The organism is Nocardioides kribbensis (assembly GCF_015070375.1).
Classification (GTDB): domain Bacteria; phylum Actinomycetota; class Actinomycetes; order Propionibacteriales; family Nocardioidaceae; genus Nocardioides; species Nocardioides kribbensis.
In genome coordinates this window covers 136,881-150,077 of record NZ_JADCLL010000005.1, presented here as the reverse complement: position 1 = coordinate 150,077, position 13,197 = coordinate 136,881, and the positions used below count along the sequence as shown (strand labels likewise).

The 13,197-nt window shown below is 75.0% G+C and carries 9 protein-coding genes; 6 read left to right on the top strand and 3 right to left on the bottom strand.

The genetic code is table 11. The annotated features are described in order from the left end of the window. The first annotated feature begins 4 nt into the window (after positions 1-4). Both IR170_RS11965 and IR170_RS11960 read left to right on the top strand, forming a co-directional pair. A complete protein-coding gene (locus IR170_RS11965; RefSeq protein WP_193664334.1) occupies positions 5-817 on the top strand; it encodes a thymidylate synthase in 813 nt (270 codons plus the stop codon). Further along, positions 814-1,326, top strand: a complete 513-nt coding sequence (locus IR170_RS11960; protein WP_193664332.1) for a dihydrofolate reductase — start codon at positions 814-816, stop codon at positions 1,324-1,326. The genes IR170_RS11965 and IR170_RS11960 overlap by 4 nt, the downstream gene beginning before the upstream one ends. Positions 1,327-1,454: 128 nt before the next feature. On the opposite strand, the gene IR170_RS20340 is transcribed toward IR170_RS11960, so the two are convergent. Continuing rightward, complete coding sequence (locus IR170_RS20340; protein ID WP_193664330.1) at positions 1,455-3,500, bottom strand: ATP-binding protein; 2,046 nt, start codon at positions 3,498-3,500, stop codon at positions 1,455-1,457. A 93-nt stretch (positions 3,501-3,593) separates the two neighbouring features. On the opposite strand from IR170_RS20340, the gene IR170_RS11950 reads away from it, so the two are divergent. From IR170_RS11950 to IR170_RS20335, 4 genes are all read left to right on the top strand, one after another. Further along, positions 3,594-4,529, top strand: a complete 936-nt coding sequence (locus tag IR170_RS11950; protein ID WP_193664329.1) for an LLM class F420-dependent oxidoreductase — start codon at positions 3,594-3,596, stop codon at positions 4,527-4,529. Positions 4,530-4,571: 42 nt separating this feature from the next. Beyond that, a complete protein-coding gene (dapA, locus tag IR170_RS11945; RefSeq protein ID WP_193664327.1) occupies positions 4,572-5,489 on the top strand; it encodes a 4-hydroxy-tetrahydrodipicolinate synthase in 918 nt (305 codons plus the stop codon). Positions 5,490-5,636: 147 nt separating this feature from the next. Next, positions 5,637-8,381 carry a DNA translocase FtsK gene (locus IR170_RS11940; RefSeq protein ID WP_193664324.1) on the top strand — a complete coding sequence of 915 codons (2,745 nt, stop codon included), beginning with the start codon at positions 5,637-5,639 and terminating at the stop codon, positions 8,379-8,381. Beyond that, the gene (locus IR170_RS20335) at positions 8,378-10,423 is read left to right on the top strand and encodes a helix-turn-helix domain-containing protein (RefSeq protein ID WP_193664322.1); all 2,046 of its coding nucleotides are present in this window, start codon (positions 8,378-8,380) and stop codon (positions 10,421-10,423) included. Before IR170_RS11940 ends, IR170_RS20335 begins: the two co-directional genes overlap by 4 nt. 176 nt (positions 10,424-10,599) lie before the next feature. Here IR170_RS20335 and IR170_RS11930 read toward each other — a convergent pair whose 3' ends face one another. Both IR170_RS11930 and IR170_RS11925 read right to left on the bottom strand, forming a co-directional pair. Continuing rightward, complete coding sequence (locus IR170_RS11930; RefSeq protein WP_319805042.1) at positions 10,600-11,277, bottom strand: response regulator; 678 nt, start codon at positions 11,275-11,277, stop codon at positions 10,600-10,602. A 10-nt stretch (positions 11,278-11,287) separates the two neighbouring features. Then, positions 11,288-13,027, bottom strand: coding sequence for a sensor histidine kinase (locus tag IR170_RS11925; protein WP_227489136.1), 1,740 nt, complete (start codon positions 13,025-13,027; stop codon positions 11,288-11,290). Positions 13,028-13,197: the final 170 nt, after the last annotated feature.

The window sequence follows — 13,197 nt, the reverse complement described above, 5'->3', positions numbered from 1 at the left end:
GCTCGTGCAGGCCTACCTCGACCTCGTCCGGCGGATCCTCGACGAGGGCGTGGCCAAGGGCGACCGCACCGGCACCGGCACGCGCTCGGTCTTCGGCCACCAGATGCGCTTCGACCTCTCCGCCGGCTTCCCGCTGGTGACGACCAAGCGCATCCACACCCGCTCGGTCTTCGCCGAGCTGCTGTGGTTCCTGCGCGGCGACACCAACGTCACCTGGCTCCAGGAGCGCGGGGTGAGCATCTGGGACGAGTGGGCCGACGAGCACGGCGACCTCGGCCCGGTCTACGGCGCGCAGTGGCGCTCCTGGCCCACCCCCGACGGCCGCCACGTCGACCAGCTCGCCGAGGTCGTCGAGCAGATCCGTCGCGACCCCGACTCGCGCCGTCACCTCGTCTCGGCGTGGAACGTCGCCGACATCCCGTCGATGGCGCTGGCGCCCTGCCACGCGCTCTTCCAGTTCTACGTCGCCCCCGCGATCGACGGCGGGCCCGCGCGGCTGTCCTGCCAGCTCTACCAGCGCTCCGCCGACGTCTTCCTCGGCGTGCCCTTCAACATCGCCTCCTACGCGCTGCTGACCCACATGGTCGCCCAGGTCACGGGCCTGGCCGTCGGCGACTTCGTGCACACCCTCGGCGACGCCCACCTCTACTCCAACCACCTCGACCAGGCGCGTCTCCAGCTGACCCGCGAGCCGCGACCGCTGCCGACGCTGTGGCTCGACCCCAGCGTCACCGACCTCGGCTCCTTCGAGCTCGAGCACGTCGCCGTCGAGGGCTACGACCCCCACCCGGGCATCAAGGCGCCCATCGCCGTATGACCCCCGGCGGGCGGCGGGTGCTGCTCGTCGCCGCGGTGGCGCGCAACGGCGTCATCGGCGCCGACGGGGCGATCCCGTGGCACCTGCCCGCCGACTTCGCGCACTTCAAGGCGCTCACCCTCGGCCACACGCTGCTCATGGGGCGCGCGACCTACGACTCCATCGGTCGTCCGCTGCCCGGGCGCACCACCGTCGTGCTCACCCGCGACCCCGCCTGGTCGGCCCCGGGGGTGCTCGTCGCCCACGACCTCGACGCCGCGCTCGCCCTGGCCGACGACCAGCCCGAGGGCGCGGAGGTGAGGGTCGCCGGCGGCGCCGCGGTCTACGCCGCCGTGCTCGCCGCCTCCCGTGCCGACGGCGCGGGCCTGGCCGACGAGCAGGTCGTCAGCGAGGTGCACCTCGAGCCCGCGGGCGACACGACCTACCCCGCGATCGACCCCGCGCTCTGGCACGAGGCCTCCCGCGAGCCGCAGGACGGCTTCGACGTCGTGCGCTGGGTACGCCGCTGACGCTCGGCCCGGCCGCCGCGGCGCGGGCCTCGGGGTCGGCGGGGACGGTCGTACGAGCGGGGACGTCATGCAGAGGGTGGATGCGCCGCCACGTCTCGTACGGCGCCCGAGGCGGGGGCGGCCGCGCCTCAGAGTCGGCTCAGCGGCAGCCGCACGGTGAAGGTGCTGCCCTCGCCGAGCTCGGACTCCAGCCGGATCGAGCCGCCGTGGCGCTGGACGATGCGCCGCACGATGCTCAGGCCCAGGCCGGTCCCGGGGCGGGCGAGCGCCTCGGGGTTGGTGGAGCGGAAGAACTCGGTGAACAGCTCCTCCTGGTCGGGCTTGCTGATGCCCAGGCCGGTGTCGCGGCACACGAAGCGCACGAAGCGCTCGCTGCGCTCGACCGAGACGGTCACCTCGCCGCCGGCGGGGGTGTACTTGACGGCGTTGCCGACGAGGTTGAGCGCCACCCGCTCCAGCTCGTCGTGGTCGCCGCTGATGAGCAGCGGCCCGCCGTGGGGCTGGAGCACGAGCCGCACACCGTCCTCCTGGGCGTGGAGCCGGAAGGCGGCCACGGCGTCGACGGCGAGCTGGTGGAGGTCGACGATCGCGGCCTCGGAGGTGGCCTCGCGGTCGGTGAGCCGCTTGAGGGTCAGCAGGTCGTCGATGAGGGAGAGCACCCGGTCGAGGTTGCGGCGCACGACCTGGAAGCTGGCCGCGGGCGCGGCGGCCGGGTCGTCCTCGATCAGCTCCAGGTGACCCTGGATGGAGGTCAGCGGGGTGCGCAGCTCGTGGGAGACGGTGGAGATCAGGTCGTTCTTGTACACGTCGAGGGCCTCGAGCTGCTCGACGAGCACGTGCTCGCGCTCGAGCAGCCGGGCGTTGAGCACCGCCTGGCCGAGGTGGCGGGCGACCTGGCTGGCCGCGCGCACCTCGTGGGTCGACCAGCCCGCGGCGCCGGTCTCCGCTCCGCTGCCCGCCCCGTCGGCGGGCCCCTGAGCGCCCCCGTCGCCGGCCACGCCCCCGGCACCGGGCACGGCACCGGGCACGGCCCGGTCGCCGGTGCCGGCGCCGTCGCGACGAGCGAGCACGACGTAGCCGAAGCAGTCGGTGCCGGCGCCCATCGGCGCCATCAGCATGCTGCTCAGGTCGTTGCCGTGCAGGTGGGCCAGGACGGCGGCGCGCTCGGCCTCGTCGCCGATGTCGGTGCGCGGGCTCAGCGGCTGGCTGACCCAGCCCGCGGCCCCGCCGGCGACCGGGCGGCGGGTCGCGGTGTCGAGGTGGCGGGTGTGGGTGGTCAGCATGGCGCCGTCGGCGCTCACCGTGGTCAGCGACACCGTGCCGGCGGCCCAGTGGTCGCAGGCCTCGCGCGTCGCCCAGGCCACGACGGGGGCCGGGGTCTCGGCGTGGCCGGTGGGGAAGCGCGCCCCGTGGTCGGTGCCGGGCAGCGCGCCGGCGCCGACGACCCTGACCCGCACCCAGTCCGAGCGCAGCGCGGCGGCGATCGAGGCGGTCGCACGGTCCACCACCTGGGCGGCGTCGAGGCTGGCCACGGCCTCGCTGTTGATCGCGTCGACCGCCGCGCCCAGGCGCACCTGCTCGGCCAGGTCGACGGCGCGCCGGGCGTTGCCGAGGGCGATGCCGGCCAGGTCGGCGTACATCTCCAGCTGCTCGCGCCGCGCGGCGTCGGGGCGGCGGCCGTCGAGGGGCAGGTCGACCGAGAGCAGGCCGAGCAGCTCGCCCTCGGGGGAGCGCAGCGGCGCGCGCAGCGTGTCCTCCGGCCGCCACCGGTCGGGGTCGTCGGGGGACGGCTCGTCGCGGGGGGCCGCGGCGTCGGCGACGGGGATCCAGCCGTCGGTGGGCAGGTCGGCCAGCCGCTCGGCGGGGATGAAGAGCAGCGAGCCCCACGCGTCGGCGAGCGCGAGCTCCTCCTCCATGAGCGCCAGCGGCACCAGCGTGCCGACCAGCTGCTCGCGCGCCTCGGCGCTGCCCGCGACGCTGACGATCTCCAGGGTGGCGTCCTCGCGCAGGTAGCTGATCGCCGCCACCGCGAAGCCGACCGTGGCCGCGGCGCCCTCGGCCACGGCGTCGAGCACCGAGGCGACGTCGCCGCCCAGGTTGAGCCGTCGCATGATCTGGTAGACCGGGCGCAGGTCGCCGGTGACCGTGCGTGCCGTCTCGTCTGTGGCCTCCACCGTCGCCTCCCGCGTGGTCGGAGGCGTCATCCTCGCAGGTCCGCGACGCTCCGGCGGGGTTGCGCCGCGCCGGGCTGCTGGCAGCATGGCGGCATGGATCTGCGTGTGTTCACCGAGCCCCAGCAGGGCGCCACCTACGACGACCTGCTCGCGGTGGCCCGCGAGGCCGAGACCCTCGGCTTCGACGCCTTCTTCCGCTCCGACCACTACCTCGCGATGAGCGGCGACGGCCTGCCCGGGCCGACCGATGCCTGGACCACCCTGGCCGGGCTGGCCCGCGAGACCAGCACGATCCGCCTCGGCACGCTGATGACCAGTGCGACCTTCCGCCACCCCGGGCCGCTGGCGGTGCAGGTGGCCCAGGTCGACCAGATGAGCGGGGGGCGCGTCGAGCTCGGGATCGGCGCCGGGTGGTTCGCCGCCGAGCACGAGAAGTACGCCATCCCGTTCCCGTCGGTGGGCGAGCGCTTCGACCGCTTCGAGGAGCAGCTGGAGATCGTCACCGGGCTGTGGGCCACGCAGGGCGGCTTCACCTACGAGGGCCGCCACCACGTCGTGCGCGACTCCCCGGGCCTGCCCAAGCCGGTGCAGACCCCGCCCCCGGTGATCATCGGCGGGCTCGGCAAGCGGCGTACGCCGGAGCTCGCGGCGCGCTTCGCCGACGAGTTCAACCTGCCCTTCGTCGACACCGCCACGACCCGCGAGCAGAGCGCCCGCGTCGCCCGGGCCTGCGAGGCCGTCGACCGCGACCCCGCCTCGATGACGTGGTCCAACGCGCTCGTGCTGTGCGTCGGCGCCGACGAGGCGGAGGTCGCCCGCCGGGCCGCAGCCATCGGGCGCGACGTCGACGACCTGCGCGTCAACGGGCTCGCCGGCACCCCGGCGGAGGTCCTCGACCGGATCGGCGCCTACGCCGCGGAGGGCTGCCAGCGGCTCTACCTCCAGGTGCTCGACCTGCACGACCTCGACCACCTGCGGCTCGTGGCCGCGGAGGTGGCGCCGCACCTGCCCGCCGGCCGCGCGGCGTGACCGGTCCCGCGACGCGGCGACCGGGCGGGATAGCCTGCCGCCATGACTGCTGAGGCGACTCCCGGGGCCCCGACGGCACCCTTCGGCACCGTGCTGACCGCGATGGCCACCGCCTTCGCCCCCGACGGGTCGCTCGACCTCGAGAGCACCCAGCGCATCGCCCGCCACCTCGTCGCCCACGGCCACGACGGCCTCGTCGTCTCGGGCACCACCGGCGAGTCGCCGACCACCACCCCGGCCGAGGACGGCGAGGTGCTCGCCGCCGTGCGCGACGCCGTCGGCCCCGACATCGTCCTGGTGGCCGGTGTCGGCACCAACGACACCCGCACCTCCATCGGCCTGGCCAAGCAGGCCTCGCAGGCCGGCGCCGACGGGCTGCTGCTGGTGACGCCCTACTACAACAAGCCCGGCCAGGCCGGGGTGCTGCACCACTTCCGCCAGGTCGTCGGGGCCAGCGACGTGCCGGTGATGCTCTACGACGTGCCGGGCCGCACCGGCACCCAGCTCAGCCTGGAGTCCTACGCCGAGGTCGCCCGCTGGGAGCAGGTGCTCGCGGTCAAGGACGCGGTGGGCGACCTGGCCCGCGGCGTGCGGATCAGCCAGCTCGGCCTGGCGCTCTACTCCGGCGACGACATCGCCAACCTCGGCTGGCTGGCCCACGGCGCGGTCGGCTTCGTCTCGGTCGTGGGCCACGTCGCCGGCGACCAGCTGCGCGCCATGCACGACGCGCACCGCGCGGGCCGTGTCGGTGAGGCCCTCGACATCTACACGCGGATGCTCCCGGCGATCGAGGCCGTCATGGGGGTGGCCAACTACGGCGCCACCACGGCCAAGGCGAGCCTCGAGCTGCTCGGCGTGCTCGACAACCGACGGGTCCGCTCGCCGCTGCTGGAGCTCGACGACACCGAGGTCGCCGCGCTGCGCACCGGCCTCAAGGCCGCCGGCCTGCTGCCCGCCTGAGGCCCGCTGGGCGCGGGATGCCCGCCGTGCCACCACCGCCGGTCCACCGGGGTCCGCCCACCCCGGTGGGGGAGTGGTGACGGCTGGGGCGCGACACGCTTCCTGTGGTCCCTGTGACTGGAGTGGCGTTCCTCTAGGTTAACCAGCATGGCGACCCGTACGTCTTCCCCGCCGGGGTCGCGGAGCACGAGCACGTCCACGTCGACGTCCCCCACGACGTCCCGCAACGGCTCGAGCGCCCGACCACGGAGTACCCCGACCACCTCGACCGCGCGCAGCAAGGCGACCGGCAAGCGGCCTGCGCCCAAGAAGAAGACCGCAGCCCGTCCGGCGAGCCGGACGGGTGGTCGCTCGACGGCCAAGCGGCCCGCGACCAAGCGCCCCGCTGCGCGTCCGGCGCCGCGCGCCGTGCGCACCGGCCGCGGCCCGGTCGCGCGCCTCTTCGACGCGGTCCTGCGCGGCGTGGTCGCCACCTGGCTCGCCCTCGCCCACGGCGTGGGCGCCCTGGCCCGCGGCATCGGTCACGGTGCCCGCGAGCTCGACCCCGAGCACCGTCGCGACGGTGCGGGCCTCTTCGTGCTCGCCCTCGCGGTCGTCGCCGCCGCCGCCGTGTGGTTCCAGCTCGGTGGCAGCGCCATGGAGATCACCCGCACCGCCGTCACCGGCTCCGTCGGCAAGGTCGGCTGGCTGGTGCCGCTGGCCCTGGTGGTCGTCGGCTGGCGCACCATGCGCGACCCGGTCGGCAACGGCCCGGCCGGTCGTCAGGTCATCGGCTGGAGCTCGCTGGCCCTCGGTGTGCTCGGCATCGTGCACATCGCCGGTGGCAGCCCGCAGCCCGTGCGCGGCGACGCCAGCCCGCTGCAGGAGGGCGGCGGCGCGATCGGCTACGTCGTCTCCTCACTGCTGCTCGACCTGCTCCGCGAGGAGTACGTCGTCGTCCCGCTGCTCGTGCTGCTCGCCGTCTTCGGCCTGCTGGTCGTCACCGCCACCCCGCTCTACCAGGTGCCGGTCAAGCTCGCCGACCTGCGCGACCGCGCCCTGGGCCGCGACCTCTACGAGGACGACGACGACACCCGGGCCACCCGCTCGCGCCGCGGGCGCCACGACGCCGAGGACGAGATCGACCCCGAGATGGGCGACCCGGCCTACGACAGCCCGGTGCTCAGCGACCGCGAGCTGAAGAAGCGGCGCCGCAAGGACCCCATCGAGGTCGCCATGGAGCAGGAGGTCGCCACGGACGCCGGCGTCGACCTCTTCGCCCCCGAGCCGCGCACCCCGGCGGCGAAGCCGTCGGCGCCGCGCCCGGTCGCCCCCGCGCTCGCCGACCTCGGCGAGGACGACGAGCCGGAGGCCAAGGAGGAGCTGGTCCCGCCGCCGCACACGCCGCTGCCGGCGCGCGTGGAGCAGCTCGCGCTCTCCGGCGACGTCACCTACCACCTGCCCGCCGGCGAGGTGCTCAAGCCCGGCTCGGTGCACAAGGCCCGCTCCAAGGCCAGCGACGCGGTCGTCGACCGCCTCATGCAGGTCATGGACGAGTTCAACATCGACGCCCAGGTCACCGGCTACACCCGCGGCCCGACCGTCACCCGCTACGAGGTCGAGCTCGGCCCCGCGGTGAAGGTGGAGAAGGTCACCGCGCTGAGCAAGAACATCGCCTACGCCGTCGCCTCGGCCGACGTGCGGATCCTCAGCCCGATCCCCGGCAAGTCGGCGATCGGCATCGAGATCCCCAACGTCGACAAGGAGATCGTCTCCCTCGGCGACGTGCTGCGCTCCACGACGGCACGCTCCGACCACCACCCGATGATCGCCGGGCTCGGCAAGGACGTGGAGGGCGGCTTCGTGGTCGCCAACCTCGCCAAGATGCCGCACCTGCTCGTCGCGGGCGCCACGGGCTCGGGCAAGTCGTCGTTCATCAACTCGATGATCACCTCGATCCTCATGCGCTCCACGCCCGACGAGGTGCGGATGATCATGGTCGACCCCAAGCGGGTCGAGCTCAACGCCTACGAGGGCGTGCCGCACCTGATCACCCCGATCATCACCAACCCCAAGAAGGCCGCCGAGGCGCTGGCCTGGGTCGTGCGCGAGATGGACATGCGCTACGACGACCTGGCCAACTTCGGCTTCCGCCACATCGACGACTTCAACAAGGCCGTCAGGGCGGGCAAGGTCGAGGTGCCGCTCGGGTCCGAGCGCCAGCTCTCGCCCTACCCCTACCTGCTGGTCATCGTCGACGAGCTGGCCGACCTGATGATGGTCGCCCCGCGCGACGTCGAGGACGCGGTCGTGCGCATCACCCAGCTGGCCCGCGCGGCCGGCATCCACCTGGTGCTCGCGACGCAGCGGCCCTCGGTCGACGTGGTCACCGGCCTGATCAAGGCCAACGTGCCCTCGCGCCTGGCCTTCGCCACCTCCTCGCTCGCCGACAGCCGGGTCATCCTCGACCAGCCGGGCGCCGAGAAGCTGGTCGGCCAGGGTGACGGCCTCTTCCTGCCCATGGGCTCCTCGAAGGCCGTGCGCGTGCAGGGGTCGTGGGTCACCGAGGCCGAGATCGCCCAGGTGGTCAAGCACTGCAAGGAGCAGCTCGAGCCGACCTACCGCGAGGACGTCACCGCCCCCGCGGCCAGCAAGCGCGAGCTCGACGACGACATCGGCGACGACATGGACCTGGTCATCCAGGCCATCGAGCTCGTCGTGTCCACGCAGTTCGGGTCGACCTCGATGCTGCAACGCAAGCTGCGTGTCGGCTTCGCCAAGGCGGGCCGCTTGATGGACATCATGGAGAGCCGTGGCGTCGTCGGACCCAGCGAGGGCTCCAAGGCCCGCGACGTGCTGGTCAAGCCCGACGAGATCGACGGCGTCATCGCGACCCTGCAGGGGGAGATGTGAACGACATCCGCACCGACCTGACCGAGCCCGCCGAGGGCGCCACCGAGAGCCTGGCCGCCGACGAGCACGGCGTGCACGGCGAGGTGCCGCGCACGGTGGAGGTACGCCGCAACGGCGTGCTGGCCGGCGCCATCGGGGGCGTCGCCGCCCTCGTGGCCGCGGCCTACCTCGCCCGCGCCACCGCGACGGGCGCGGCGCTCGACTGGGCGCTCTGCGCCGTGATGGGCCTCGTGGCCGTCGGCCACGCCCTGGTCGTGCGCGACGCCCGCACCCCGCTCTTCGTCGCCGACGACCTCGGGGTGCGCCTGCGCACCGGCCGCACGTGGCGCGGCCTGCCCTGGACCCAGATCGAGGCCGTCGAGGTGCTCCCGCGCCGCCGTGTCGTGCGCGACGGGGCCATCGACGTCCTGGCCGGCGACGACGACCCGATCTCGGTGCCGCTGTCGGTCTCGACCCGCGTGGTCGGCGTCGAGCCCGGCGCCACCGTCGTCGACGCCCTCGACGCCCTCGCGGGCGGCGCCGTCGAGGTGGTCGAGATCGAGGGCTACGAGTACCTCGACGACGAGGCCTGGGCCGCCGTCCACGACGGCGACCCGGCGACCGGGCACACCGAGGCCCCCGCGGCCGACGCCGACGCCGAGGCCGGCGCCGAGGTCGAGGACGAGGTCGAGCGGCCCGTGACCCAGCGGGTCGCCACCGAGCAGCCCCCGGCGGCCGGGACCGACGAGGTCCCCGCAGCCACCGCGCCCCCCGCCGGACCCGACGACACGGCCGTGCGCCCCGCGGTGGGTGCGAGCGCTGCGGCGTACGCCCCCGGCGACGACGGCGGCGGTCTCGCCCACGAGGAGGCCGAGGAGGACGCGGGTCGCTCCCACGACCCCCGTCCCGCGCTCGCCCAGGCCATCGGCGACCTGGCCTCGCGGCTGCCCTGGCGCCGCGAGCGGGCCGCCGACGGCGACTCCTCCGACGACGACTCCTCCCGCGACGCCCCCGCCGGGACCGGCGCCGTGCGCGGCCCGGGCTCGCCCGTGGGCGCGCCCGTCATGGGGCGCCCCGAGGTCACCCCGAGCGCGACGCCGAGCCCGCTGCGCGAGCCCGTCGTGGCGGTGCGCAGCGAGATCCGCACCGACCTGGTGCACGGCGCCAACGCCCTCGACCTCGCCGACGACGAGTCCGACGACCACACCCGCCGCGGCCTCCCCGAGGCGCGCGAGCTGCGCCGCAGCGGCAGCGTGAGCCTGGTCGAGGACACCGTGGTGTGGGGTGACCGGGTCAGCCCGATCGCCACCGCCGGCGACGCCGTGGCACCCATCGTCATCGACGACCTCGGCGCCGAGCCGGCCGAGGATCCCGTGATCGGCCCCGAGCTGGCCGCGGCCCGGACCCGTCTGGGCCTCAGCGTCGACCAGCTGGCCGAGCGCACCCGCATCCGCCCGCACGTCATCGAGTCCATCGAGGTCGACGACTTCGCCCCCTGCGGCGGCGACTTCTACGCCCGCGGCCACCTGCGCACCCTCGCCCGCGTGCTCGGCGTCGACGTGGCGCCGCTGCTCGCCGACTACGACGCGAGGTACGCCGACGCCCCGATCAACCCGCGCCGCGTCTTCGAGGCCGAGCTCGGGGCGGGCGGGGCGATCCGCGGCACCCGCGGCGGCCCGAACTGGTCGATCATGATCGCCGCGGTCATGGCGCTCGTGCTCTGCTGGTCGGTCGCGCGGCTGGTCATGGACCAGCCGGTCGACCTGCGCGACCCGGCCCCGAACCTGCCGGCCGCCGTGCAGTCCTCGGCCGGGGCCCGCGTGCCGGTCACCCTCACCGCCGCCGGCGGCGGCGCCACGGTGTGGGTGCGCGACGGCGACAACGAGCTGGTCTTCAAGGGCACGCTGACCTTCGGCCAGGTCAAGGTCATCGACAAGGTCTCCCAGCCGGTGCGCGTGCAGTCGTCCGACGGCTCCGTCGAGGTCGCCGTCGACGGCCAGGACCGCGGCGCCCTCGGCGCCACGGGCAAGACCGCCCAGGACACCTTCACCGTCGAGGACTGACCGCACGGGCGCGACCCGCACACCGCCACCCGGCCCCGAGGAGCAGCTGCTCCTCGGGGCCGCGGTGCGTCCGCGGCAGGCTCGGGTGGCGGCGGGAGCGGGACGTCATGCGACGGGTGGATGCGCATCCACGGTGCGCATGACGTCCGCGGCGGGGGCGCCGCGGGCCCCACGCGTCAGGCGCGGCGGTAGCGGCGCTCGGGGCGCCCGGAGCCGCCGTACTGCAGCCGCACGGCGAGGCGTCCCTGGGCGACGAAGTGCTCGAGGTAGCGCCGGGCGCTGACCCGGGAGATGCCGACCGCCTCCGCGCACTCCGCGGCCGAGCGCTCCACGCCGTCGTCGAGGGCGGCGAGCACGGTGTCGGCGGTCTCGCGGCTCAGGCCCTTGGGCAGCACCTCGCGGCCGCGGTTGAGGGGGGCGAAGGCGGCGTCGATGTCGTCCTGCCCCGGGGTGGCCGAGCCGGAGAGGGCGGCGCGGGAGGCGCGGAAGGCCTCGAGGCGCCAGTGCAGGTCGTCGGCCTCGAAGGGCTTGACCAGGTAGTGCGCCGCGCCGCCGGCGACCGCCGCGCGCACGGTGTCGGCCTCGCGGGCCGCGGTGACCATGACGACGCCGACGTCGTTGCCGGCACCCCGCAGCCGGCGCAGCACCTCGATGCCGCTGAGGTCGGGCAGGTGCACGTCGAGCAGCACCAGGTCGGGGGAGAGCCGCTCGATCTCGGCCAGCGCGGTCTCGCCGGTCGCGGCGACGCCCACGACCCGGAAGCCCTCGGCGCGCTCGACGAAGCGGGTGTGGATCGAGGCGACCATGAAGTCGTCGTCGACGACCAGCACGGTCAGGTCGGTCGGCTCGGTCACGGCGCTGGGGTCACGGTCCTGGGGTCGGTGGGATCGGCTCGGTGGGGTCGGGCAGCCGCGCGGTGAAGACGGCGCCCTCGGCATTGTGCACCGAGACCGACCCGCCGCGCCGCTCGCACACCACCTGCACCAGTGCCAGACCCACCCCGCGCCCGCTCGCGTCGCCGGGCTTGGTGGTCACCCCGCGGCGGAAGACGGCCTCGCGCCGGTCCTCGGGCACCCCGGGTCCGGTGTCGGCGACCTGCACCACCACGGTGCCGTCGCCCTCGCGCACCAGGCGCACGTCGACCCGGCCCGCGCCGCCCGCGCCGCCGCCCGCGCCGCCGGCCACGACCGCGTCGACGGCGTTGTCGACCAGGTTGCCCAGCACGGTCCCGACGTCGGCCGACAGCTCGGGGTCGAGGCGGGGGAGCGAGGTGTCGTCGCGCAGCAGCAGCTCGACGCGCCGCTCCGCGGCCAGGGTGGTCTTGGCGATGAGCAGTGCGGAGACCGCCGGGTCGTCCACGCGGGCCAGCACGTGGTCGGTGATCTCGGCGCGACGCCGGTTGAGGGTGCCGAGGAAGCCCTGGAGCTCGTCGTACTCCTCGAGCTGGAGCAGTCCGGAGATGGTGTGCAGCTGGTTGCTGAACTCGTGGGTCTGCGCGCGCAGGGTCTCGGTGACGCTCTCGCGGGCGGTGAGCTCGCTCTGCATCGCGAGCAGCTCGGTGCGGTCGCGCAGGGTCGTGATGGTGCCGATGCGGCGCCCGCCGGCGGTGACCTGGTTGCGGTTGGTCACCAGCACCCGGCCCGCGACGACGAGCACGCCGTCGCGCAGGTCGTCGGGGGCCAGCAGCAGGTCGCGCACGGCGTCGCTGACCGGCAGGTCGGCCAGGGCGCGGCCCTGCGTGCCGGGCGGCAGGCCGAGCAGCTCGCGCGCGCTGTCGCTGACCACCGTGACGACGCCGTCGCCGTTGACCGCCACGACCCCCTCGCGGATCGAGGTCAGCAGCGCCTCGCGCTGGTCGGCGAGCGCGGAGATCTCCGCCGGCTCCAGGCCCCGCGTACGCCGCTTGATCAGGCGCGCCAGCAGCCAGGAGCCGGCCAGGCCGAGGGCCAGCCCGCTCAGCAGCACCACCAGCAGGTCGGCCGTGGTCTGGCGCAGCCGCTCGGTGATGGGCGGGTAGTCCTCGGTGACGACCACCAGCCCCACCACGCGCGGGGGCCGGCCCGCCCGGCCCGGCGTCGCGGCGCGGGCGCCGGCGTAGACCGGCACCTGCGCGGCGATGACCCGGTTGCCCCGGTCGACGATGTCGCCGGTCCAGGTGCGCCCCTGCGCGGCGTCGGGGCCCAGCTGCACCTGCTCGCCCTCGCGGGTCGGGTCGGTGGCGACGAAGGCCGTGCCGTCGGGGGAGGTGAGGTAGACCGTGCTGGCGCCCACGTCGTTCTGCCGCTGCTGGGTGTAGAAGGCCAGCGAGCGCGCGTCGTCCGTGCCGAGCAGGCCCAGCTGCACCGCCGGGGTGTTGGCCAGGCTGTCGGCGGCGGCGCGCAGCCGGGCGCCCCGGGTGTCGCGGAAGTCGGCGTCGCTCTGGCGCACCGACACCACGCTGGTCACCAGCACGACCAGCAGCAGCACCACCAGCTGGAGGATCAGGAACTGCCCGGCCAGGCTGAGGTGGCGGCGCGACGAGGGCTCGCGCTCGGTCGCCGCCCCGGGCGACGGCGGCGTCGAGCCGGCCCCGGCCCGGGCGCGCTCACCGCGACGTGACCACAAGTTCCACAACCTCCTTTGGTTGCCTAATCGTGACGGCCGACACAGCCTGCGTGACGATCGACACGTCCCACCCCGTCGACTCCCCAGGAGAGACATGTTCCCCGCAGCACCCCGGGCCCCGCGAGGGGGCCCACGCCGTGACCGCCGGCCTGGTTGGCCCGGTCCGCGAC